The 24,867-nt window shown below is 52.1% G+C and carries 21 protein-coding genes; 14 read left to right on the forward strand and 7 right to left on the reverse strand.

Translation table 11 applies throughout. From position 1 onward, the window contains the following. Positions 1 to 26 precede the first annotated feature (26 nt). Positions 27 to 875, forward strand: a complete 849-nt coding sequence (locus BW956_RS08220; RefSeq protein WP_083702987.1) for a DMT family transporter — start codon at positions 27 to 29, stop codon at positions 873 to 875. 78 nt (positions 876 to 953) lie between these two features. Here BW956_RS08220 and BW956_RS08225 read toward each other — a convergent pair whose 3' ends face one another. Then, on the reverse strand, positions 954 to 3,182 hold the full coding sequence (locus tag BW956_RS08225; protein ID WP_076462320.1) for an NADP-dependent isocitrate dehydrogenase: 2,229 nt from the start codon (positions 3,180 to 3,182) through the stop codon (positions 954 to 956). Between the two features lie 263 nt (positions 3,183 to 3,445). Further along, positions 3,446 to 7,168, reverse strand: coding sequence for a methionine synthase (metH, locus tag BW956_RS08230; RefSeq protein ID WP_076462631.1), 3,723 nt, complete (start codon positions 7,166 to 7,168; stop codon positions 3,446 to 3,448). Between the two features lie 358 nt (positions 7,169 to 7,526). Here metH and panD point away from each other — a divergent pair, with 358 nt between their 5' ends. From panD to BW956_RS08245, 3 genes are all read left to right on the forward strand, one after another. After that, a complete protein-coding gene (gene panD / locus BW956_RS08235; RefSeq protein WP_076462322.1) occupies positions 7,527 to 7,961 on the forward strand; it encodes an aspartate 1-decarboxylase in 435 nt (144 codons plus the stop codon). Between the two features lie 272 nt (positions 7,962 to 8,233). Beyond that, positions 8,234 to 10,183, forward strand: a complete 1,950-nt coding sequence (locus tag BW956_RS08240) for a propionyl-CoA synthetase (RefSeq protein ID WP_338066338.1) — start codon at positions 8,234 to 8,236, stop codon at positions 10,181 to 10,183. 184 nt (positions 10,184 to 10,367) lie between these two features. Beyond that, a complete protein-coding gene (locus tag BW956_RS08245; RefSeq protein ID WP_076462326.1) occupies positions 10,368 to 12,674 on the forward strand; it encodes a sensor domain-containing diguanylate cyclase in 2,307 nt (768 codons plus the stop codon). On the opposite strand, the gene BW956_RS08250 is transcribed toward BW956_RS08245, so the two are convergent. After that, the gene (locus tag BW956_RS08250) at positions 12,665 to 13,093 is read right to left on the reverse strand and encodes a YeeE/YedE family protein (protein WP_076462327.1); all 429 of its coding nucleotides are present in this window, start codon (positions 13,091 to 13,093) and stop codon (positions 12,665 to 12,667) included. The genes BW956_RS08245 and BW956_RS08250 overlap by 10 nt on opposite strands. A 1-nt stretch (position 13,094) precedes the next feature. Further along, entirely contained in the window at positions 13,095 to 13,538 is a 444-nt protein-coding gene (locus tag BW956_RS08255) for a YeeE/YedE family protein (RefSeq protein WP_076462329.1), read from the reverse strand. Positions 13,539 to 13,679: 141 nt separating this feature from the next. On the opposite strand from BW956_RS08255, the gene BW956_RS08260 reads away from it, so the two are divergent. Further along, positions 13,680 to 14,987 carry a tyrosine-type recombinase/integrase gene (locus BW956_RS08260; RefSeq protein WP_076462331.1) on the forward strand — a complete coding sequence of 436 codons (1,308 nt, stop codon included), beginning with the start codon at positions 13,680 to 13,682 and terminating at the stop codon, positions 14,985 to 14,987. A gap of 55 nt (positions 14,988 to 15,042) precedes the next feature. Next, complete coding sequence (locus tag BW956_RS08265) at positions 15,043 to 16,068, forward strand: ABC transporter substrate-binding protein (RefSeq protein WP_076462333.1); 1,026 nt, start codon at positions 15,043 to 15,045, stop codon at positions 16,066 to 16,068. Here BW956_RS08265 and BW956_RS08270 read toward each other — a convergent pair. Both BW956_RS08270 and BW956_RS08275 read right to left on the reverse strand, forming a co-directional pair. Continuing rightward, positions 16,058 to 18,781 carry an MFS transporter gene (locus tag BW956_RS08270; protein ID WP_083702988.1) on the reverse strand — a complete coding sequence of 908 codons (2,724 nt, stop codon included), beginning with the start codon at positions 18,779 to 18,781 and terminating at the stop codon, positions 16,058 to 16,060. The genes BW956_RS08265 and BW956_RS08270 overlap by 11 nt on opposite strands. A 294-nt stretch (positions 18,782 to 19,075) precedes the next feature. Then, positions 19,076 to 19,363, reverse strand: a complete 288-nt coding sequence (locus BW956_RS08275; RefSeq protein WP_076462337.1) for a hypothetical protein — start codon at positions 19,361 to 19,363, stop codon at positions 19,076 to 19,078. A gap of 136 nt (positions 19,364 to 19,499) precedes the next feature. On the opposite strand from BW956_RS08275, the gene BW956_RS08280 reads away from it, so the two are divergent. The 8 genes from BW956_RS08280 to BW956_RS08310 all read left to right on the forward strand — a co-directional run bounded on the left by BW956_RS08280 (position 19,500) and on the right by BW956_RS08310 (position 24,357). Then, positions 19,500 to 19,697, forward strand: coding sequence for a hypothetical protein (locus BW956_RS08280; RefSeq protein ID WP_076462339.1), 198 nt, complete (start codon positions 19,500 to 19,502; stop codon positions 19,695 to 19,697). A gap of 6 nt (positions 19,698 to 19,703) precedes the next feature. Beyond that, a complete protein-coding gene (locus BW956_RS08285) occupies positions 19,704 to 19,901 on the forward strand; it encodes a hypothetical protein (RefSeq protein ID WP_076462341.1) in 198 nt (65 codons plus the stop codon). Then, entirely contained in the window at positions 19,901 to 21,067 is a 1,167-nt protein-coding gene (locus BW956_RS08290; RefSeq protein WP_076462343.1) for a replication initiation factor domain-containing protein, read from the forward strand. The genes BW956_RS08285 and BW956_RS08290 overlap by 1 nt, the downstream gene beginning before the upstream one ends. A gap of 11 nt (positions 21,068 to 21,078) precedes the next feature. Then, positions 21,079 to 21,408: a single-stranded DNA-binding protein gene (locus tag BW956_RS08295; protein ID WP_076462345.1), complete on the forward strand. Its 330-nt coding sequence runs from the start codon at positions 21,079 to 21,081 to the stop codon at positions 21,406 to 21,408. 197 nt (positions 21,409 to 21,605) lie between these two features. Beyond that, positions 21,606 to 21,731: a major capsid protein gene (locus BW956_RS22620; RefSeq protein ID WP_244894336.1), complete on the forward strand. Its 126-nt coding sequence runs from the start codon at positions 21,606 to 21,608 to the stop codon at positions 21,729 to 21,731. Positions 21,732 to 21,785: 54 nt separating this feature from the next. Continuing rightward, positions 21,786 to 23,057, forward strand: coding sequence for a virulence factor TspB C-terminal domain-related protein (locus BW956_RS22220; protein WP_139327149.1), 1,272 nt, complete (start codon positions 21,786 to 21,788; stop codon positions 23,055 to 23,057). Continuing rightward, positions 23,057 to 23,353 carry a DUF2523 family protein gene (locus BW956_RS08305; RefSeq protein ID WP_076462349.1) on the forward strand — a complete coding sequence of 99 codons (297 nt, stop codon included), beginning with the start codon at positions 23,057 to 23,059 and terminating at the stop codon, positions 23,351 to 23,353. The genes BW956_RS22220 and BW956_RS08305 overlap by 1 nt, the downstream gene beginning before the upstream one ends. Further along, a complete protein-coding gene (locus BW956_RS08310; protein WP_076462350.1) occupies positions 23,350 to 24,357 on the forward strand; it encodes a zonular occludens toxin domain-containing protein in 1,008 nt (335 codons plus the stop codon). Before BW956_RS08305 ends, BW956_RS08310 begins: the two co-directional genes overlap by 4 nt. Here BW956_RS08310 and BW956_RS08315 read toward each other — a convergent pair whose 3' ends face one another. Beyond that, the gene (locus tag BW956_RS08315; RefSeq protein ID WP_076462352.1) at positions 24,358 to 24,546 is read right to left on the reverse strand and encodes a hypothetical protein; all 189 of its coding nucleotides are present in this window, start codon (positions 24,544 to 24,546) and stop codon (positions 24,358 to 24,360) included. It abuts the gene before it with no gap. Positions 24,547 to 24,867 lie beyond the last annotated feature (321 nt).

The raw sequence follows: 24,867 nt of genomic DNA on the forward strand, positions 1-24,867 counted from the left end.
CGGGAGAGCCTGTTGGAGACCATCTTGTGATTGCCAACCCTCTGCTGCAGGGGGCCTTGCTGATTCTGTTATCGGAATGGGCTCTGGTTGCCAGCGGGATTATTATTCGCCAGTTAAGTGACACTCTGCCGACAGAGGTGTTGGTGTTTTTGCGCAACAGTCTGGGACTGCTGTGGTTGCTGCCCTGGATCATTCGGCGAGGGCAGCGTGAATTGCGAACCCGCCGAATACATCTACACCTGTTGCGTGCGCTGGTCGGCGTAACGGCAATGTCGTGCCTGTATTACTCCTGGGCCAATCTGTCCCTGTCGCAGGCGGCTCTGCTGAAACAGACAGCACCATTCTTCATGCCATTAATCGCCTTCTTCTGGTTGGGGGAGCGAATCAATGCGGCCGTGCGCTGGGCAATACTCATCGGTTTTCTTGGTGTGATGGTGATATTGCAGCCTGCATCAGGCGGTTTTGAAGCCGCTGTGCTGATTGGGCTTGCCGGCGCTGCTCTGGGGGCTACGGCCAAGGTATGTATTCGCGCCATGCGTACTACCGAGTCGCCACAGCGTATCGTGTTCTATTTTGCCTTGTTCGGTTCCCTGTTCGCGGCGATACCGGCCTGGCAGAACTGGGTGATGCCAGTGGGGGTGGACTGGATCTGGTTGTTGGCGCTGGCGGCTGCTTCGACTCTAGCCCAGCTTTTGTTGAGCAGGGCTTATGGCTTGGTGGGAGCGGGTGTTTTAGGGCCCTTTACCTACGCATCCATTCCGTTCGCGGCTTTGGCCGGCTGGTGGTTGTGGGATGAAAGCCTCGGTCTGGCGACGCTTGCCGGGATGGCGTTGGTGATGCTGGGTGGCTTGCTGGCGCTTAAAGGAAAAGGGTAGAGCATTTCTCAAAGCTGTACAGGGAGAAACAAAAAAACCCGGGCAAGGCCCGGGTTTTTCATGTATCAACTTGGTTGATTACTTCTTGAAGCTGTCGATGATCTGGTTGAAGGTCGCGCTCGGGCGCATTACCTTGGCAACAGTATCCAGGCTGGCGTGGTAGTAACCATCCAGTTCAGCCGGCTTGCCCTGGGCTTCGTTGAACTCTTCAATGATCTTCTGCTCGTTGGCAGCCAGTGCTTCAGCCAGCGGCTTGAATTCAGCTGCCAGTTCGGCATCTTCAGTCTGAGCGGCCAGTTCCTGTGCCCAGTACAGAGCCAGGTAGCAGTGGCTGCCACGGTTATCCAGCTCGCCAACCTTACGGGACGGAGACTTGCCGTTTTCCAGCAGGGTTTCGGTTGCCTTGTCCAGTGCGTTAGCCAGTACGCGAGCACGCGGATTGTTTTCCTTGATGCCCAGTTCGTCCAGAGAAACGCCCAGAGCCAGGAATTCGCCCAGAGAGTCCCAGCGCAGGTGGTTTTCCTGCTCAACCTGCTGAACGTGCTTGGGCGCAGAACCGCCGGCACCTGTTTCGTACATGCCACCACCGGCCAGCATCGGAACGATGGACAGCATCTTGGCAGATGTACCCAGCTCCATGATCGGGAACAGGTCGGTCAGGTAGTCACGCAGAACGTTACCGGTTACGGAAATGGTGTCCTGACCACGGATCATTCGCTCCATAGAGAAGCGGATCGCTTCGTTGTAGGACATGATGTGGATTTCCAGACCTTCGGTATCGTGCTCTTTCAGGTACTCTTTGACCTTCTTGGTCAGTTCCAGGTCGTGCGCACGTTCCTGATCCAGCCAGAACACAGCCGGAGTGTTGGACTGGCGAGAGCGGGTAACGGCCAGCTTGACCCAGTCACGGATAGCCGCGTCCTTGGTCTGGCAAGCGCGCCAGATGTCGCCTTTCTCAACATCGTGCTGCATCAGAACGTTACCGTTGGCGTCAACAACGCGCATGGTGCCGTCTTCTTCGATTTCGAAAGTCTTGTCGTGAGAACCGTACTCTTCGGCTTTCATCGCCATCAGACCAACGTTCGGTACGGTACCCATGGTGGTCGGGTCGAATGCACCGTTGGTTTTACAGAAGTTGATTACTTCCTGGTAGATGCGCGCGTAAGTAGACTCAGGCATCACCGCTTTGGTGTCCTTGGTCTTGCCGTCGCGGCCCCACATTTTGCCGGAGCTGCGGATCATGGCCGGCATGGAAGCATCTACGATTACATCGCTCGGTACGTGCAGGTTGGTGATGCCTTTAACGGAATCAACCATCGCCATTTCCGGACGGTGTTCGTAGCAGGCGTGGATCGCTTCTTCGATCTCATCCTGCTTGGACTGAGGCAGTGTTTTGATTTTTTCCAGAACACTGTTCATGCCGTTGTTCGGGTTAACGCCCAGCTCGTCGAACAGCTCGCCGTATTTCTCGAATACTTCACGGTAGAAAACACGTACCGCGTGGCCGAATACGATCGGGTGAGACACCTTCATCATGGTGGCTTTCACGTGCAGAGACCACATGACGCCAGCTTCTTTACAATCCTGCAGGGTGTCTTCGAAGAATTCGTCCAGCGCCTTGGCGCTCATGAACATGCTGTCCAGTACTTCACCTTTTTCCAGGCTCAGCTCTTTCTTGACAACAGTTTCGCCACCCTTGGGGGTGAATTCGATGCGCACGTCGCCGGCGTCAGCCATGGTGATGGACTGTTCGCTGGAGAAGAAGTCACCGCCGCGCATGTAGTCGGCGTGGGAGCGGGATGCCTTGCTCCACTCGCCCATGGAGTGCGGGAATTTGCGCGCAAAGGCTTTAACGGCAGCCGGAGCACGACGGTCAGAGTTACCCTGACGCAGAACCGGGTTTACTGCACTGCCCAGAATCTTGGAATAGCGTGCGTTAGCTTCTTTCTGCTCATCGGTCTGAGGGTTGTCAGCGTACTCGGGAATGTCATACCCCTGACCCTGCAGCTCCTTGATGGCAGCGCGCAGCTGAGGAACAGAAGCACTGATATTTGGCAGCTTGATGATGTTGGCGTGCGGGTCTTTGGTCAGCTCGCCCAGGGCTGCCAGACCGTCTTCAACGCGCTGCTCTTCGGTCAGTCGCTCGGGGAAGGCTGACAGAATACGGCCAGCCAGAGAGATATCGCTCAGATCAACTTCGATATCGGCGGTAGATGCGAAGGTGCGAATGATCGGCAGCAGCGAAGAGGTCGCAAGAGCCGGTGCTTCATCAGTGAGGGTGTAGATGATTTTTGATTTTGTAGGCATGTTTTTCCCCGAAATGATTTATGGCTGGATTGCCAAAGGCTCGTTTGGGTGATGGATAACCACCCTGCGCTGTCCAGAGAGCCTGGCGCTTGTAAATCGGCTACAAATTATAAAGCCTGAAGGGTCGATTTCATACCCGAAGAGTATCGACTTAGGGCTAACTATAGCCATCGAATGCTGCATTCGTGTTGTAGTAAAACAAAATTCATACAGCGGGAAGGGGGAGAGAAGGGCGCTTCGAATGAAACGCCCTGATAAGGGTGTTAGCCCTGTTCCGGCTCGTAGCCGAGGTTGGGTGCCAGCCAGCGTTCCGCTTCGTCCATGCTCATGCCTTTACGCTTGGCATAGCTTTCCACCTGATCTTCGCTGATCTTGGCGACACCGAAGTAGCGAGCTTCCGGATGGCTGAAGTACCAGCCGCTGACCGCTGCTGTCGGCAGCATTGCAAAACTGTCTGTCAGGGTCATGCCGGCATTGTGATCAACATCCAGCAGTTCCCACAACAATGCTTTCTCGGTGTGGTCCGGGCAGGCGGGGTAACCCGGGGCCGGGCGAATGCCCTGATACTGCTCGCGGATCAGCGCTTCGTTATCGAGGTTCTCATCTGCAGCGTAGCCCCAGAATTCGGTGCGAACGCGCTGGTGCAAGCGCTCGGCAAAAGCTTCAGCCAGGCGGTCCGCCAGGGCCTTGATCATGATGCTGTTGTAGTCATCGTGATCGGCTTCATACTGCTCAACCCATTTGTCGATGCCGATGCCTGCTGTTACGGCGAAAGCACCGACATAATCCTGAACGCCGGTTTCCTTGGGTGCTACATAGTCGCTCAGGCAATGGTTGTAGCGACCTTCGACCTTCTGCGTCTGCTGACGCAGGTGGTGTACCTTCATGCGCACCTGGTCACGGTTGTCATCGGTATAGATCTCGATGTCGTCATGACCAACGCTGTTGGCCGGGAACAGACCAAGCACACCACGGGCACGCAGTTTCTTGTTGTCGATGATATCGCGCAGCATCAGCTTGGCATCTTCGTACAGCTTGCGTGCCTCTGTGCCAACCACTTCATCATCCAGAATACGCGGGAAGCGGCCCGCCAATTCCCAAGACTGGAAGAAGGGCGTCCAGTCGATGCACTGGCTCAGTTCTTCCAGGTCGTAATCTTCAAATACATGCAGGCCTGGTTGAACAGGTACCGGTGCCTGATAGCCCTCCCATTCAATGGGCTGGCAGTTGGCACGGGCGGCTTCCAGAGTAACGCGGCGCTGGTCATGCTGACGTGCAGCATGGCGTTCACGTACCGCCTGATAATCTTCCTTTATCTCCTTGATAAAGCTTTCTTTTTTGGTTTTAGAAAGCAGAGAGGAGGCAACGCCAACCGAGCGGGATGCGTTGGTGACATGCACCACCTGGTTGTTCTTGTAATTGGGCTCAATCTTGACCGCTGTGTGCGCCTTGGATGTGGTTGCGCCACCAATCAACAGCGGGATATGGAAATCCTGACGCTGCATTTCCTTGGCGACGTGAACCATTTCGTCCAGGGACGGAGTGATCAGGCCAGACAGACCGATAATATCGGCATTCTCTTCACGGGCAGTCTGCAGGATCTTTTCGGCCGGTACCATGACGCCCAGATCCACAATCTCGAAGTTGTTACATTGCAGAACCACGCCGACGATGTTTTTACCGATGTCGTGAACGTCGCCCTTAACGGTCGCCATGATCACCTTGCCGGCGGAGCTGCTTTCGCTGCCCGCTTTTTCCTCTTCGATGAAAGGCATCAGGTAGGCCACGGCTTTCTTCATGACACGGGCAGACTTGACCACCTGGGGCAGGAACATCTTACCGGCGCCGAAGAGGTCGCCGACAATGCCCATACCGTCCATCAAGGGGCCTTCAATGACCTGCAGCGGACGTTCGTAGTTGTGGCGGCACTCTTCCACGTCTTCATCGACGTAATCGGCAATGCCTTTGACCAGTGCATGCGCCAGACGTTTGTTGACGTCCCAGGTGCGCCATTCCAGATCCTGTTTGACGGAGGATTCAGACGCGCCGCCACGGTATTTCTCGGCCAGTTCCAGCATGCGCTCGGTGCCGTCCTCGCGACGGTTTAGTACGATGTCTTCAACATGCTCGCGCAGCTCGGCCGGCAGGTCGTCATAAATCGCCAGCTGGCCGGCGTTGACGATACCCATGTCCATGCCTTTCTGAATGGCGTGGTAGAGGAACACACAGTGAATCGCTTCACGCACCTTGTCGTTGCCGCGGAAGGAGAAGGATACGTTGGACACACCGCCGGATACCTTGGCATAGGGCAGGTGTCGCTTGATCCAGCCAGTGGCATTAATGAAGTCGTTGGCGTAGTTGTCGTGTTCTTCGATACCGGTAGCAATGGCAAAAATGTTGGGGTCGAAGATGATGTCTTCCGGCGGGAAGCCGACCTTGTCGACCAGTACCCGGTAAGAACGCTCACAGATTTCGATCTTGCGCTCGTAGGTATCGGCCTGACCGGTTTCATCAAACGCCATGACCACAACAGCCGCACCATAATGGCGAATCTTGCGTGCCTGCGCGATGAAGTTCTCTTCACCTTCCTTCAACGAAATGGAGTTGACCACGCCCTTGCCCTGGATACGCTTGAGGCCTTCCTCCATTACATGCCACTTGGAGGAGTCGAGCATGATCGGCACACGGGAGATGTCTGGCTCGGAAGCAATCAGATTAAGGAAGCGGTTCATGGCCGCTTCCGCATCCAGCATGCCTTCGTCCATATTGATATCGATGATCTGGGCGCCGTTTTCCACCTGCTGGCGAGCCACTTCCAGCGCGGTTTCATAGTCGCCTTCCTTGATCAGGCGACGGAAGCGGGCCGAGCCGGTGACGTTGGTACGCTCACCCACGTTCACAAACAGAGTCTCGGCACCAATGTTCATCGGCTCCAGGCCTGACAGGCGGCACTCCACTGAAATCTCGGGCAGCGGGCGCGGTGCCTGATCCAGCAGGGCCTCTCGGATCACGCGGATATGGTCGGGCGTCGTACCACAGCAACCACCGACAATGTTCACGAAGCCGGACTGGGCCCATTCGCGAATCTCTTCGGCCATCTGCTCCGGCGTTTCATCGTAACCACCAAACGCGTTGGGCAGGCCGGCGTTGGGGTGAACGGAAACGTAGGTATCGGCGACGCGAGACAGCTCTTCCACGTATTGGCGCAGCTCTTTCGGACCCAATGCACAGTTAAGACCAATGCTGATGGGGCGAGCATGTCGCACCGAGTTCCAGAAGGCTTCAGTTGTCTGGCCTGAAAGCGTACGGCCGGATGCATCGGTAATAGTGCCGGAGATCATTACCGGCAGGCGCAGGTCATGCTTCTCGAAGTAATCTTCAATGGCATAGATGGCAGCCTTGGCGTTCAGAGTATCGAAGATGGTCTCGATCAGCAGGATATCGACACCACCTTCAATCAGGCCATCGATAGACTCGGTGTAGGCTTCAAACAGCTCATCGAAGGTAACGTTACGAAAGCCCGGGTCATTCACGTCAGGTGAAATGGAGGCAGTACGGTTGGTTGGGCCAAGCACACCGGCAACATAGCGGGGGCGGTCCGGCGTCTGCGCGCTAACCTGATCAGCCGCTTCGCGTGCCAAACGGGCTGCTTCCACGTTGATTTCGCGGGTCAGGGCCTCCATTTCGTAATCGGCCATGGCGATGCGGGTGGCATTGAAGGTGTTCGTTTCAATGATGTCGGCGCCACCTTCAAGGTAGGCAACGTGCAGCTCACGAATCATGTCGGGCTGGGTCAGCACCAGCATGTCGTTGTTGCCTTTTACGTCCAGGTGCCAGTCGGCGAATCGGTCACCACGAAAATCCGCCTCGGACAGCTGGCGCTCCTGGATCATGGTGCCCATGCCGCCATCGAGCATCAGGATGCGTTGGTTCAGAGAGTGGCTGAGTTGCGCATGCAGAGAGTTGTCTTTCACGTGTACTTCCATTGCAGTGACCGATTGAAGGACGACATTGTAGTCCAAACGGCCGTCTCTTTGGCTGAGGGGAAGTCATAGTCTATTGAAAATATTTGAAGATTGCTGCGTTGCAGAAATTTTACGTATATTCACCTTATCTTTTGGAATTATCGTGATAGAATGCACGCACTTTTCAGATCGCTTCTCTGGACCGTTTCGTTGTCCACTTCTACTAATGGTGTATGTCCCTCTCTTATGCGAGCAGGGGAACTGTGCTTATTGGGTGAAGGGGTAACCGCGAGAAAGATAAGCCATCCACGGATGGCGGAAGCGGTAAAATGAAATACCGGCTGGCCGGTACTAAAAAGAGAAGACGCAGGTTTTCAGTATGCTGCAGACATTCTTGAAGGCAAAACTGCATCGAGTAACCGTTACTCATGCAGAGCTTCACTACGAAGGTTCATGTGCCATTGATGGTGATCTGCTGGAGAAATCCGGCATTCGTGAATACGAGATGATTCACATCTACAACATCAATAACGGCGAGCGCTTCACCACTTACGCAATCAAGGCCGAAAATGGCAGTGGCGTAATCTCCGTGAATGGCGCAGCCGCTCACAAGGCACAGAAGGGCGATCTGCTGATCATCTGCTCCTACGTCCAGCTGGACGAACAGGAAGCGGATAATTACCAGCCGACTCTTTGCTACTTCGAAAATGCCAAATCCGATAACGGTGTTGGCATCTCTGATGATGAGCTGCGCAACCGCAACACGCTGACTGGAATGAAATCCGCAATTCCGGTTCAGACCAGCGACATGTAACCACTTCATCAGTGGTCAGAAACCCGCCCGGCATCGCCGTGCGGGTTTTTTTGTGCCTGAAATTCTGGTGTGCTCGGATATTCCCTGATTTATGTGTCCTAGTGTCGACACCTTGATTTTGATCAAGAGTGGCCATGTAAGACCAAAGTGTAAAAAGTGCGTCCAAATCAGCGTTTTAATACTGAAACACAGTGTTTTACGTTCATTTTACGCCTTTTGTCTTAGTTCGTTGCAGGCAAACTTTCGTTAGAGTGCAGTCCTAAAGACACAAAGTGTCAACAATAAATAAGTATGCGGCACAAAACCGAGAGTTAGAGGACGTTGTCATGAGCTACCACGCCGAGTACACACGGTCTATTGAAGCACCTGAAGAATTCTGGGCTGAAAAAGCAGCTGAACTTGCCTGGTTCAAGCAGCCGGAAAAGATCCTGTCCAAAGATGAAAATGGCATTGACCGCTGGTTTGCCGATGGTGAAATGAACACGGCATACATGGCATTGGATTACCATGTTGAGAACGGTCGTGGTGACCAGCCGGCTGTTATTTATGACTCGCCGGTTGCTGACACCAAGCGCGTATACACCTATCGTGAAATGCGTGACCAGGTGGCGGCATTTGCCGGTGTGCTCAAGGCTCAGGGCGTTGAAAAGGGTGACCGTGTCGTTATCTACATGCCGATGGTGCCTGAAGCACTGATTGCCATGTATGCGGTAGCACGCCTGGGCGCCATCCATTCAGTCGTGTTTGGCGGTTTTGCACCGCACGAGCTGGCTGTGCGTATTGAAGATGCCGAGCCTAAAGTGATTGTAACGGCTTCTTGCGGCATTGAAGTATCCAAGGTGCTGGAATACAAGCCGATGCTGGATGCCGCTATCGAACAGTCTGCGCACAAGCCCGATGCCTGTGTCATTCTGCAGCGCCCACAGGCCAAGGCTGAACTGATTCCGGGTCGTGACCTGGATTGGGAAACCGCGATTGCCAGTGCTGAGCCGGCTGACTGTGTACCGGTGAAAGGTACTGATCCGCTCTATATTCTGTATACCTCCGGCACCACCGGTAAGCCGAAAGGGGTTGTGCGTGATAATGGCGGACATGCAACCGCCATGAACTACTCCATGAAGGCGATCTACAATATTGAGCCGGGTGATGTATTCCTGGCAGCCTCGGATGTGGGCTGGGTGGTCGGCCACTCCTATATTGTCTACGCGCCGCTGCTGGCAGGTGCCACCACCATCGTCTACGAAGGCAAGCCGGTTCGTACACCTGATGCCGGTGCCTTCTGGCGTTTGTGTGAAGAGTACAAGATCAAGGCGCTGTTCGCTGCGCCCACTGCCTTCCGTGCGATCAAGAAGGAAGATCCGGAAGGTGCTCAGATCGGTAACTATGATCTTTCCAATCTGGAGATCATTTTTATGGCCGGTGAGCGTCTGGATCCGCCGACCTACCACTGGACGGTCGAGAAAACCGGTAAGCCGGTAATCGATCACTGGTGGCAGACCGAAACAGGCTGGGCTATCTGCGGTAACCTGATGGGCGTTGAAGCCAAAGAACCCAAGCCGGGTTCCGCGACTCTACCGGTGCCAGGCTTTAATGTTCAGATTCTGGATCCGGAAGGGAATGAAATGCCGGCCGGTGAGCAGGGCGCCATTGCCGTGAAACTGCCGCTGCCGCCGAGCTGTCTGCCGACCATCTGGAACAACCATGAGCGCTTTGCCGCTGGTTATCTTGCCGACTTCCCAGGCTACTACACCTCGGGTGATGGCGGCTACAAGGATGAAGATGGTTATGTCTTCATCATGGGTCGTACCGATGATGTGATCAACGTGGCGGGTCACCGTCTTTCTACCGGTGAGATGGAAGAAATTGTCGCAGACCATCCTGCGGTTGCCGAGTGTGCCGTTATCGGTATCAATGACAGCCTCAAAGGCCAGGTGCCGATCGGCCTGGTGCTGTTGAAGGATGGTGTTGATATCGACGAAGAAGAACTGGAGAAAGAACTGGTTGCCATGGTGCGCAAGGATATCGGGCCTATCGCCTGCTTCAATCGCGCTCTGGTAGTACAGCGCCTGCCGAAGACCCGATCCGGCAAGATTCTGCGCAAGCTGATGCGCCAGATTGCTGATGGTCAGGAGTACAAGGTGCCGTCAACCATCGATGATCCGTCCAGTCTGTCTGAAATCGAGGAGTTGATGGATCAGCGTGGCCTGGTGGCCAGCAGCTGAACCTGAAAACGCTTTGAAACTACGGCTGCGAATACGCAGCCGTAGTTCTATTTCCTGCCTTATCAGCTCTGTTTGGGCTTTATTTCCCTGCTGTTCGCGTTAAACTTGAATTTTTAATGCAGCTTAACCTTGCAGGGCCGCTCCTATCAGTTTCCGCACCCTCGTTATACTGGCAAGCCTGTTATTGGCCGTTGTCTTTCTTGGTATCTCGCTGTCCGAGCGAAACCAGGAAAAGCAGGCCTTCAAGCAGCAGTTGCAAAACAATGCTGACATCATTCGACGCAGCTTCAGCGTGGCTTTCAAGGAGCAGGAAAGCCAGATGCTGTTGCTGGCCTCATTTGTAGCTGCGGACCCGGAAATCCAGGAGCTGTTCAAATACGGTACGCAGATGGTGCGCGTGGAAGGCGGTGCCAAGGGCGCTGGTGAATCCAGTCGCTTGCGTCAGGCGTTACTGGAAGAGGTCGAGGCCTCCTGGAAGCAGATGCAGCGTGATTACAACCTGCGTCAGCTGCACTTTCATTTGCCGCCCGCCACCTCGTTCTTGCGTGTACATCAGCCCGGCAAATACGGCGATGACCTCAGTGATATACGCCAGATCATCGTAGACAGTAACCGTCTGCAAGAGCCGCTGTCCGGTTTTGAGATCGGTCGTATCTATTCCGGCATTCGCGGCATTGTGCCGGTCTGGTATACCCGCCAGGATGGCAGTAAAGAACATATAGGCTCCCTGGAAGCGGGTACTTCTGTCGATTCCTTATTGAGTAACCTGGCTGAATTTGTCGATGGGGATCTGGCTGTGCTTTTGAACCGCACCAATATTGATGGTGCCGTTTGGAGCGAGTATCGCACCAGGGCTATGGAGGCCTGTGACTGTTATATCGAAGGTCAGACCGATACAAAGCTGGAAAGCTGGCTTAAATCCGGTGCTATCCAGTATCCGGCTGTCACTGATATGAAGACCTCCGTTACGACACTTACCCAGGAGCAAGCGACCTATGCGCTGGTCAGCTTTCCTCTCTACGACTACCAGGGTGTCAGCAAGGGGCCGGTAGGGCGGGTGGTTACCTGGCAGGACATCACGCCCGCCTGGCAAAAGCACCAGCAGGGTATAGGTCAGCTTGAATTGATGCTGGTGGGCAGTTATGTGCTGGTGCAATTGCTGCTGTTGTTTCTATTGCTGCGGTTAAGAACCCTTATGCAGGGCCGAATTGATCAGGCGACTTCAGCTGCCAAGAGCGCGAATGCGCAGCTGATGTCGGTGCTCAAGGATTCGCCGGTTGTAACCTATAGCCTGGAAATGCCCGCTAATACCCTGAGTTATATTTCCCCGAATTGCCTGGAGCTCACCGGCTACTGTGATCGCGATATTCTGGATACACCCGACTGGTGGCTGGAGCATACGCACCCTCTGGACCAGCACTGGCTGGTAGCAGATGCGTCTCCAGAGCCGGATTCAACCCGTCGACTGAGATACCGTTTAAGGCACAAGTCAGGAAGCTGGCTGTGGCTGGAAGATCGGAGCCGTCTGGTCGCCCTGGATGATGGCAGTCAGGTGCTGCACGGTGCATTGGTTGATATCAGTGCTCAGCAGCATGCCGAGTCAGCACTGGCGAGCAGTGAGCGTACCCTTCGGCGAGCGCAGACGATTGGGCATGTTGGCAGCTGGGAGTATCAGTTTGCCGATCGCATCATGACTCTGTCAGATGAGGCTTGTCATATCCTGGGGCTTGGTCAATCCAGTGATGCCGATTATGCGACCTTTATAAGTCGTGTTCATCCGGAGGATCGCGCGCAGGTCGAAAATGCCTGGCATGAAGCGGTGCAGGGCGGTGATTATGATCTTGAACATCGTATTGTAGTGAATGGTGAAGAACGTTGGGTGCGCTCCATTGCCGATTTTCAACATGATGACAGTGGTATTCTGCTGGCTACAGGCATGGTGCAGGACATAACGCGGCAAAAAAACCGTGAACAGGAACTGCATAAGCTGGCAACGCGAGACATGTTGACAGGGTTGGCCAATCGACGTCACTTCATGCAACGTATGGCGCAGGAGCAGGCTCGTACACAGCGATTTGGCAGTCCTTGTGGCCTGCTGATGATCGATCTTGATCACTTCAAGCAGGTGAATGATCGTTTTGGCCATGCCGCCGGTGATGAGGCACTGAAGCTATTTGCCCGAGTTTCCAGTGCCCAGCTGCGCAATATTGATATTCTTGGCCGTATTGGTGGCGAAGAGTTTGCATTATTGCTGCCAGGCACTGATATGGACGGAGCATTCATTCTGGCCGAGCGTTTGCGGCAGGCAGTAGAAGGTGCTCGTATTGAGCAATACCCGGATCTCAAGCTAACCGCCAGCGTAGGTGTAAGCGTGCTTACGCTGGATGACAGCAGCAGTGATGCGCCCTTGCTCCGGGCCGACAGGGCGGTGTATCAGGCCAAGAATACCGGGCGCAATCGTGTCGTTCGTTCCGATCAGTCTCAGGACTGATTTGCTAGATACCAGCGTGTACCCAGCGTACCGACCGCAAAGGCAGCAACGACAGTCAAAATGTCCGTGTTGGCGAAACTCAACGAAGTTAGCATTGGGCCCGGGCAGTAGCCTGCCAATCCCCAGCCTATTCCGAAAATAACGCCGCCTATAACGATTCGCGCATCGATTTGTGTTTTGTTGGGTAGACGAAAATATTCGCCCAGCAACGGGTGTTTTCGCTTGAGAATAATAGGAGTTATCAGGGCGTTAACAAGCAAACCGCCTGCCATGACGAATGCCAGTGATGGATCCCAATTGCCGGTAAAGTCGAGAAAGTTGATTACCTTGGCAGGATCGATCATTTGCGCGACTGAAAGGCCAAGCCCGAATAGCGTACCGGCGAACAGTGCCGCCAGGAGTCGAAGAGCAGGGGACATGTTAAGCGGCTCCCATCAGGTGGCGGGTAATGTATACGGTAACAATGGCGCTACCCATGAAACACAGGGTTGCAACCAGTGAGCGTGGGCTGCGTCTGGCGAGACCGCAAATACCATGACCGCTGGTGCAACCGGTGCCGATCTGGGTGCCGATACCTACCAGCAGGCCGCCAACAATCAGCATCGGGGTGCTGACTATGGCTTCAATATGTTCAACCCCGGCACCGAATCCACTTGCCTGGTAGATAAAGCCACCCAGCACGAGCCCGATAAGGAATACCAGTCGCCAGCCAATATCTTCTTTGGATTCTGGATAAATAATGCCGCCAGCGATGCCAGAGATTCCTGCCACGCGTCCTTTGGCCAGCAAAAGGAAAGCAGCCGCCAGACCAATGAGAGCACCGCCCAGAAGAGCTGGCCCGGGGGTGAAATTGATAATCGTCATATACGATCCTTTAAATTAGTTATTGCTTATATAATAGTGATTTCATTGGATCGATTCAACTAAGCCGCAGATGGAAATGGCTATGTGTAGCGGAAATTTGCTAATGTTAAACATTATATAATATTATTAAGTGTCTGTATTATGGAAGAAATCCCTTTGGCTCTGCCGCTTTTTGATGCAGTTGAGTACCTCGAAGACGGCAATGCTCTGGTGAATGAATATCTGGCCAGGCTCACAGTCAATCGTATCCAGGATGCAGCGTTGGTCTATGAGTATTCCGTGGACTGGCTACTGGAGCAGCGCGCCAGTGAGAACAATTTCAAAACATACCGCTCGGAACTGACGACCTTTCTCTACTGGTGCTTCGAGGTTGAACAGGAGAGCCCGTTGGATACAACGCGCCGTAGCCTGTTCCGTTATGTGGAATTTTGCCGTCAACCGCCCAATGCGCTGATTGCTTACTTTAATACCGCCCAATTCAAAACCCACAAGGAAACCGGTGAGCGATACCCCAATGGAAACTGGCGGCCTTTCCTGGGACGCAAAGAGTCGGGCGAGGTACTTCCATATCGACTCAGTGAGCAGGCATTGCGGACAAAACTGGCAATTCTGTCCGCGTATTACAGCTACCTCATTGATGAAGAGTTGACAGAGCGAAACCCTGCACGGCAAATCCTAAAAAGTGGCGTGTTCAAGGCTGGCAGCCAGTTTCAGGCCAGTGGCGAGGATAATGAAAGTATCAAGGCCTTCAGTGAGCTGCAGTGGTCTTATGTTATGGCAACCGCACGCGAGCTTGCTCGAGAGGAGCCTGAATTACACGAGCGAACCCTGTTCCTGGTCAGTCTTATGTACGGGTGTTATCTGCGCATTTCCGAAGTATCTGCAAGGCCCGGGTTTGCGCCCATCATGGGGCAATTCAGGCGAGATAGTCAGACAGGCATCTGGAGTTACCACATCCCTCGCAGCAAGGGTGGCAAGCAGCGTAGCGTGGCGGTTTCCAAAGCACTGCTGCAGGCACTCAAACGATACCGGCGCTACCTGGGTCTCACAGACCTGCCACCTCCGGGTGATGAAACGCCGTTGTTTGTGAGGCACAGGGCTGCAGGCCGTGGTCGAGATGCGGGAACCCAGAATGCCAATCTGGGGATTCGTCAGGTACGAGAACTGCTGGATGATCTGTTTTATCAAGCCGCTTCGGCAGCAGCCGATGACGGCTTTATAGAAGATGCAGCCGAAATCCGGCAGATGACAGCGCATAGCCTGCGGCACACGGGGATAACACACGATATCAACCTTAACAGGCGACCGCTCTCGCATGTGCAAGCAGATGCCGGCCATGACAGTATCGATACGACTTCGCGCTATCTGCATACAGGCCGGATAGAGCGCCATGAGTCAGCAGCAGGTAAACAACTGGATCGGCTTGAGAATATTACGAAACCGGACTAGCTACAGAGTTTGGCATGAGGAGCTACCCTGAAAAGGGATAAAAGGAGGGCTCTTCATGGTTGCCAGACTATTTGGAATACTCATCAGCTGTTGTGTTTGGGCATTGCCTGTTGCTGGCGCAAGCACCACTGATGCGGATGGTTCTGAGGCTACGCATCATATTTATGCTGTTTACTGGCGTGGCTGTGAAGAATCATGCCAAGGCTTTAAGGATTATCTGGCAGAACATTTGCCCAGTGTCAGGCTGACCATCAAAAATGCCCAGCGCCAGCCGCAACGGTTACCGCAACTGCTGGCAGAGGCCAAAAAGCTGAAACCCGATCTGATTTTGTCCTGGGGAACGAGCGTAACGCTGGCATTTGCGGGACGTATGGGGGAGCGCGATAACAAAAATTACAATCGAGAGATTCCACAAATATTCACCATAGTTGCCGATCCTGTCGGAGCCGGTATTGTCGAAAGCCTGGAATACTCGGGCCGTAAAAACCTGACAGGTACACTTAATCAAGTGCCTGAGAAGGTCAACATCAATGCCATGCGCGCATATTTGCCGACTCTGAAGCGATTGGGGCTGATTTACAATCAGGATGAACCAAACTCTGTACTTAAAAAGGAAGAGTTGGCCATCTTGGCGCCCGGAATGGGTTTGGAATTAGTAGCGCTGCCATTGGCTCAGGATGTCGAGGGTAAGCCAATCGCCAGTGATATTGCTCCGAAAGTGGCCATGCTGAAATCGCAAGGTGTGGAGTTCCTGTATCTAGGCTCCAGCTCCTTTTTGGATACGCACCGGGATACTCTGGCGGACGCAGCAATTGCGAATCAGATGCCGTTGTTTAGCCCTTATGAACGGCTGGTAAGAGAGTCTGGTGCTCTATTGTCTGTTGCTGCCAGGTATTATGAAGTTGGTCGGCTGGCAGGCGAGCTTGCAGAGGAAATAATAATAGAAAAGCGCACGCCGGGTGATATTCCCATCGCGAGAGTGCAAAATTTTGCCTACGTAGTGAATATGGGCACGGCGAAAAAGCTTCAACTTTACCCATCCGTCGAGATGCTTCAGTTTGTTGAAACGGTTAATCATTGAGTGGTTGAGACATGCACTGTCTCTGCCAGATCGCGCATACAGTCCCCGCCAGTGCGAGCCAAACACTCAGCACGGCAATACCGGTGTTATAACCATAGTGCTGAACCATAAAAGCAATGACGAGAAGTGCTAAGGCACTGCCAATACGTTCAATGGCCCTCAGGCTGCTCAGGATGGTATCACTGCCAAAGGCTTTTAGTTGAGAGTCAGACAGCTGCAGTGCCGTGGCGATAGTCGGGTCCCTCAATAGTGCCTGCCCCAGGCCAGCTACGATAACAGCCAATAGAAGGGTCCAGTAAGTCGTTGAGACGGACGCCATACCCAGAGCAAATGCTGAAATCAAAAGGCCTAGCGTTGCTTTTGTCCAATTGCTTATTTCGGGTAAGAGGCGAGGAGCAAGGGCGCTGGCAATCATGATAATCAGATAGTAGAGCATCATTACCCGGGCAATATCAGCTGCAGATGCACCAATAGAATGAAGCTGCAATGCCAACAGAAATGCTATGAAGCATTGTGTGAGTGCATTTGATGGTATCGCTGCACCCAAGACAAGAAGTCGATATTGCCTGTTGGATAAAGGACGCCAAATTTTGAGGCTGAACGGGTGCATAGATGCGCGGTGATGCTGGCGCGGAAGCATCAAAAAAACAAGCGCCCATGCCAGGAGTACCATAGCCGCGCCAATGGCAAATACATTGGATGCACCTATTCGATCAGCCAGGATGCCACCTACAGCAACACCTGTAAAAACTCCGCTGAACAGCGTGCTGGTAAACAGGGCAAGTGCCCGTGAACGCTGAGCAGGCTGGCTAACGTCAAGGGTATAGTCTTGACATGCCAGTGTAGAAAGCGCAAAACCGGCCCCGGTTAATGAGCGATAGAGCGTAAGCTCGACCGTAGTATCGGCGTTCCATAATCCGGCATAAAAAAGGGAGCAAAGCAGGCTGCTCCACAGTAATGTGCGGCGGTGACCCATTCTGGCAATGACTGGCCTTACCAGGGGAGATATCAGTGTAATAGCAAGAAGGTAACCCACCAGGGGCAGGCTCTGAACCAGAGGGCCTTCAATCCAGTGGAAGCTATTGCTCAAGTTGGCGGTGTATACGGGCAAAAAAGAAACAGATAGAGCATCTGTGAATGCATACAGGAATAAAGGAAGGCGTACATCATTGAGGTACGCAAACTCGAGTACATTCGGTGCGCGAGGTTTAATTAACGAGCTTGAAGTCTCTCCCAAGCGGGCTGTTCTCTCTGACAAAAAAGCGGCTGCTCGATCAATCTCACTATGCCTGAAGTGATTAAGACGAACTGTAAAGTCACCTTTGGCCTGGCGCTGGCTCAAATACATAAGACGGTTAAACGGACCGGTTAACGTTGCGCTGAATGTCACGGCAAAAACGTGGAAAGCCACTAACAAAGCTGCAATTGTGAATACACCGAGGTCCAGCAGGATGTCCCGAAATTGAAGGGTGAAATAATGCGGGTTCGGCTGAATAATGAGTTCCGCTATTTGTTGACCATCATGTCGAATGGGAAGGCCGGTAAAGCTGATATTTCCGAATGACCAGAATCCTGGCTCTGTTTGTGCGCCTGCAGAAACATTCAGAATATCACCCCTGATGCCAAGGTAAGAAATCTCTGGAAAAGCTTCTAATAACTCATTGAAATAAATTGAGGCACCAACCAAATCCCGCAGTGGAACCCCTGAGTCTACTGCGCGCTGTATGTCTGTATTTACAAGCTTGCCGATCAACTGAAGGCGTTCCGCTTGCTCTGGTTCAAACGAGCTTTGGGTATGATGATGAGCATAGGCACCAAAGCTCATAATGGCCGAAACCAGAATAAGTGCTACCCAGGGGGTCAGGTATCTGCTCATCGAATACGCAAGGGAATTATTGGGCGACGGCATGATTAATGTTGAGCGGGTACTGGTACCGTCCTCAGGTGTTTGTTGCTCATATTGCAGTCGGCGGAAACAGGATTCAGCCTCAGCAAGGTTGTTATGAAGCTCATATACCGCATCGGTAAAAAAGCCATAAGAAGCAATGGTAGGCGGAGCAGGGCGGGGGAGCTTTGACTGGGTGGATGCGTAAGAGCGTAAAAGCTTGATTATTTCTCTGTATCCACGACGCGCATCTCTCAATGTATAAAAAAGAACCAGCCAGGTTGCTGATGAAAAAATAACCATCATGACCAGGGCGCCAGAAATTAATTTGGTTACAAGGCTGTGACTGACATCATCAAAGTGTTCTTTGGCATACGCGACGATAACGATTCCTGCGACACTGCCATCAATGGCTTTTAGCTTAAGCCCGCTGGTTAACAACTTATCCGTTTCAGAATGCAGAGTTTGTTCATTACTGGCGCTGAGCTGCATTAGCCATTGGTCGTCAGGCAGCAAATTGGCATGCTGATCTGTCATAAAAACGATGTCGCCAGATGTGTCTGTAACCGATATTTGAAGTGGGCTCGAATATTGACCACGGATACGATTAAGCATGTCATTGGCATTGCGGATGCTGGCAAGTGGAAGACCGATATCGAGTGCTTGCTGAAAGCTGTTTGCCGTGTTCTGTGCGATAACCGAAATGCGCTTTTTGGTGAGCGATGCCAGGACAGCATCATGCTGAAGGCTGACCAAAACACCCAGGGTGCCAAGCATGAGAGCAAGGATGACAGTGACAGTAATCCAGCAGCGCCAAATGATCGACATGGTTCACACGTGTTGGTTTGAAAGTCTTAGTATAGGCCGGCTAAAAAGCTGCGCGCACCTGAGCAGTTGTCGCTCCAATGAATGGTAGATTCGCGAGGCCGAAGTTATTTGGTTTGGCTAATGATTGGGAACCGTAAAAAGAGGTGCATTGAAGTCAGGCAGACTGTGCTTACACAAATGCCGATAAATCAGGTTATCGGTACTAAGCAAAGATTAGTGGAAGCCCCTGAGTAACCGTCAAATTGAACCCTGATACGCCCTGTATTTAACTTCGCATAATGTATATTAAGCCCGTTAAGAAACCGTTCTAAGTTCTTGAATTTCCTCTTCTATTTTTGAAATCTCGTGTCTAGTTTCGAGATCGTCTATTGTTTCCTGGTATCTTCTCAATAACGCTATTCCGGGATCAATTCCGGCCAGCTTAGCGGCTTTAAGTGTTTGTTCTGGCGATAGATTCCGCCTTCCTGCCCTGATATTAGAGACCATTTGTCTCGTAATTCCTAAAAGCTGCGCTGCTTTGTAGTCAGAGGGCAGTTCCTGCGCCTCTTTCATCGCGTCAATGAGGCGTTCACTGTAATTCATATCGCCCCCAATTCTTGAATATTTCTAATCCTAGTTGACGTTATCCGGTCTGACTACGGTTTTATGGTGTTTACAGGTTCAATCCAGATGACTAGATTAGGTTCAATCAAGTTGACACCTAGCAGGAGATTCACGGATGAAAGTCACATTGAACGAAACTTTGCAGGCTGCTCTTTCAGAGTACCGCTCTGCACACAAGGCACTTCTTAGTGCCGATTTTGACTCTCTAACCCGTGATCAAATCATGGACCTGTTCAAGTGTGAAGAAATGGCCTCTGAGCGTTTTTCTCGTCTTTTCCTCTCGCTCGCTGTTTCAGATGAGATAGAAGGCTAATCGCTAATGACCGCGCCCACTTTCTACTACGAACTGATCAACGGCACCTACTACCTGATGGATAGTGGGTCGATCCGTGAATTCCGTTCCCAGTATGAAATGGGCGCGTTTGTGTCTGATGCGGTGCCGGAAGGGAATGCGGTCATGGTCGAAGTGACCCGTGACAACTGGCAAGAGCTTTATGATTCGGGGGTATTCTTCTAATGCGCCTTCCTCCGAAACAAGTACCGGAGCTTAAGCAGCTCTGCATCATAGATTATCTGTCCTTCACGTGGTGCCCGGCTGAAATCGAGCCCTTGCGCCGTCTGGCCCAGTCTGGCCGGTTTGTCGATCCTGAAAGCGAGGAGGGCAAGCCTGTTAAAAACATGGCTCAGTTCATCAAATACCGTGAATCCGTTGGTGATCCGCTCGACCTGCATCAGCTTGAATATGCCGCACTGGATGAGCTGAAGACGTTCTTCATGTCCGTGGGCAAGGACATTTTTGCCAACTGTGAATACTCAACAGCTGACCTCTGGGAGGACCATTTCCAGTTGATCGAGCGAGCAGGGGGTGTCTTTGGTTATCGACGTGCGTTTGATCTGGTTCTTGACGGTCACATCATTGGTCTTGCTGCTTCTGGTGGTCAACAGGGTTCCTGTTATGTATCAGTCACTGGCGGCGGGTGTCGTCTTCTCGACTTCAACTCTGTGCACCGTATTCTTCGCTCGCTTCCCCTGGTTAAGCTGACCCGTGTCGATGTTGCCCTTGATGACTTCGCCGGTGTAACGGGTGGCTATGACGCGGCTGAACAGGCCTTCTTGGATGACCAGTTTGTGACCCGTGGCAAGCCTCCCCAGTGTGATCGCAATGGTTCCGGCGGTGTTAAAAAAGCGGGGACCCGTGAGATTGAATACACCAAAGGCCGGACGTTCTACGTCGGTTCTCGTGCTGGTGGCAAGCTCTACCGTGGATACGAAAAGGGCAAGCAGGGCGGTGATACAGAATCGCTCTGGTTCCGGCATGAGGTCGAGCTACGCTCTTCTAACCGTGAAATCCCGCTGCATATTCTGACCAAGCCTGATCAGTATTTTGCCGGGTTCTATCCGTGGTCTGCTCACGTTCTCGAACTCGTGGCTGAAGCTGACGCGGCCACTGTGCCTGAAGCTGTAACCGTTCCGATCCGCAAGCGTGACACCCAGTCAGTCAAGATGGCGGCTGTTGCTCAATATAACCGCTCTGTCGAGAACGCCCGTCGCGTTGTCGGTGGTGTGATCAATGTCATGCGTAAAGCGCGTGGCCTTTCTGATGAACAAATCATAGATCAACTGATTCGGGATGCTGTGCCTCGGTCGATGCACCGTGTAGCTGTGCCCGGTTTGATGCAATAGGAGAAATAGCTATGTCTATTCGTGTGTATGTCGAGTCTTCCGCTACTGAACAGGTATCCGGAACGTCTTCAAAATCTGGTAAGAACTACTGCTTCTACAAGCAGCCTGTTCATGCCTTTATCGGTACATCTAAATTTCCTGAGAAGATCGAAATCTCTCACGACTCTGCTGACCGTGCACTTCGTCCCGGTGAATACACCCTGGACGTTGAAGCCGCACTTTCCGTTGATCGCTTCGGTGGTTTGGGTATCGACGCACGAAAGTTGGTCTTCGTACCTGCCGCGCCCAAGGCCGCAACAGGTGCGACGGCATCTGCTGCAACTACTGCTGCGAGTAAATAAGCATGAATCCCACTGACGTCGTTCAGGTCTGCAATGCCAGCCAAACAGCCTGCCAGTGGGTATCTGTTTCACAGTTGTCGTCCTTTCCGGTTCTAACCGTTGAGGATGCGCTTACCCTTTCTAGTGCCGTTTGGGGACTGCTTGCGCTGGTTTGGGTTCTTCGTCGTATGCGGTCCTCAACTGTCTGAAGGTGAATTATGGATACTACAGAAGCTGTTGAAGCCCTCGTGGCTGGTGGTGTTGCGATCGCCGCGATCGCTAACGCGTCCCTGATCGTTGAGATCGGATTGAAGGTCTGGAAAAAACTGCGTCGCGCTGCTTGATTCCGGCTTTTTTACTAGGGGGCTCGCGCCCCCTTTTTTAATGGGGACAGGGGTATGTTAAATGACAGATTTAACAGGCTGGTTTTTATTATTTGTTCTTTCTTCAGCTGCTTTTATATACTTCCGGTAAATGCTTCGGGGCAGGCTATTTTTACAACTGCCGCACAAGTTTTGAAGGTTAAAAAGCACGGTCAAAAAATACGTGTAGACTATGCAGTTAAAACGACGCCTGAAAACTCGCATATTCCACGCCATAAGGTTTTATCGGCTGATTTTAAAGAAGCTGATCTTGTTCCTTTAATGGCATCATTAAAAGGGCGTAATCCGGGTGCTTTGGTTGTAACAACAGCTGCTGCGGGTGCGGCTGCCGGTGCTGGCTGGCTGATTGACGAATTGACTGGTCAGATAACAAAGTCCTCACCTACTAATATAGATGATCATGTTGAAGGGTATTATTACCAGACAAAGCAGGCATCTACCCCTAGTTGTATCTCTCCTCAGCACTGCTATCTGATTGCACCACAGTCATTACCCAATTGCGGGCCAAATGGTACATGTCCTCAGACCTCTCACGGCCTGAAAGAGATATTTGGCCGCATGGAACCTTCAGTTACCTATTCAAACGGCCAAACCTTTTGGTGGCAAAAGAAGGCATGCAATTCAACTAATCCGCTTTGCAACATAGACCCTTCCGATATCGTATTACCGGGAACAAATGAGCCTGTTCCTGATGAAGACCTGCTTCCCAAGATGGTAGAGGAATTGCTGAAAATGCCAGCCTCATACCTTTGGGACCTATTCCGTCAAAAGTCGGGTGATCCTAGTCCTAACCCAGTAATCGACACCACGATAAACGACTGGCTCAAGGAGGTTGCCAAAAATGATCCAAACGTTGAGTACGTGGGCCCAGGGCGAATTACCATCACGAACCCTGACGGCTCTACAACAACTGGGGAATACACCCCGCCCAGTGAAGACACGGCCAATAAGCCTGATGCAGAACCTGAATGGCCGGGCTTCTGTGACTGGGCAAGTGTCGTCTGTGACTGGATTGAATGGACAAAGGAAGAAGAAGAAAACCTTGATCCAGATGATTTCCCGGTCGAAGAGTTAACCCTTGATGATATTAAGGAAGATTACAGCTCCGGCTTAGGTGCTGGCTCATGTCCTGCACCTATAACAACCTCTTTTAATGGCCAGTCAATCAAATATGAATTTACGGTCGCCTGCGAAAATGTAAGCACCTATTTTAAGCCGCTTGTTATTTCAATAGCTGGAATTATTGCGACAATGATAATTGTAGGTGCACAAAGGAGGGGGGCTTAATGTTTAAGTCACTTTTTAAACTTCTTGAATGGTTCTCAACTGGTGGCATCACTAGCATGATGACGCATGCCGGTTTATCAATGATTGTATTTGCTGGCTTGGATGCAATGGTTTCAGAGCTTTTAGATACTGCTGTAGATGGCTTGAACGGCCTTCCTTCTGCTGCGCTTCAGCTTGCATTGTTAGCAGGTATATCTGAATTCTTCTCTATTATCGGTGGTGCGATATTAACCAGAATCGCGTTAATGACCGCTATGAACAGTGTAGGTCTTACATATAAAGGGGGCGATAAATGATCACGTTAATTACCGGTGTTCCGGGCTCAGGGAAAAGCCAATACGCTGTTAAATTAATTCTTGATCTTTTAGATGCAAAATCAAAGGCGATAAAGGAGCTTCCCAAACTAGAAGAGGAAGGCAATCCAGATAAAATCGCTGCCTGCAAAGCTAATATTCGCGAAATTTATACGGATATTGCAGGCTTTGATCATGAGCGTTTTGGTACGCATGAGACACCAGCTGACTGGCGTGATACACCTGAAGGCTCGGCTGTCTTCATGGATGAATGCCAGGAGCGTTATGGTCCTGATGGCTCAGGCAGGGCCAAAAATCCTCAGATACAGGCACTTGAGAAGCACAGGCATACTGGCCATGACTTGTATTTCATCACCCAGCGGGAACGGCTCCTTCATGCCCATATTCGTGATCTGGTCGGGCGCCACTTCCATATTCAGCGCCAATACGGTTCGCACAATGTACTGATATTCCGGCGCGATGAGCTGATTGATACCAAGAGCCGAACAGCTCTGGATCGGTGTGATCAGATACCGTGGCGTTACGAAAAACGTCTATTTGAATGCTACAAATCTGCAACCGTCCACACCCATAAGGCAATGCTGCCTGCATGGTTGAAGAAGGCTGTCTTTGGAATGGTTGTAGCCTTGGCATTGGTGCTTTTTCTAGGCTATAAGAGTATTGGCTTTTTCACGGGTGATCAGGCATCCGAGATCATTGATCCTGAATCTGAAGTTATAGCGTCTGTCGATGGTTATAGTGAACCCATAACGGTCTCTAAGCGTCCGCCTGCGCGCTTAATTGGTTGCGTTGTCTGGGCCCAGCGTTCTGAGTGTCGCTGTCATGATGTATATGGCCGTGTTGCTGATCTAGAGTTTGCGCAATGCATGATCCACGCTGAAGGCAGCACCTTGAATTTTGCTGATCAAATCAAACGCGATCAAAAACGGTCTTCTGATTCGCGTGGAGGCACGGAACGCGAACGGAAGACCGTTTCTATTCTGTGATTACCGCATCAGGACGTAAGCCAGGCTGCCGGCCAATATCACGTTAAGCGTAACTGACATCCAGAACAGGTTTTGTTTCATATCGAGTGAAGTAGGGGAGGTGTTCCATCCACTTGCCCCTGTCTTCACGTTCATGGCATCCCGCCGTTTGCGATCCTCTGCGTACCACTTGCGATCCTGTAAGCCCATCGTGTTCACTCCTTGTTGTTGGCATCCTGCGCGTAGCGCATCAGCCGGCATGATAACCCTTGGTCAATGTGCTAATCCATCCCCGGCGGTTCCTCGCTCGCCTTACGTTATTTTTAACGTACGGGCCCAATTGCGATTAACGTAATGAGCCTGCGTTACGTCTTCGCGTCGTTGCGATCCCGGCGATGACAACGGCCGGGCCGCGCCATGATCAACCGCTTTTGCTGTTTCTGGGTTGGCACAATGGTTAGGGGAATACCCTTATTACCCCCATAAACTAATAGGGGGGTAAAGTCTCCGATCTCTCTGTATGTGTCTGAT

The organism is Marinobacterium stanieri, from assembly GCF_900155945.1.
In the GTDB taxonomy this organism is placed as follows: domain Bacteria; phylum Pseudomonadota; class Gammaproteobacteria; order Pseudomonadales; family Balneatricaceae; genus Marinobacterium; species Marinobacterium stanieri.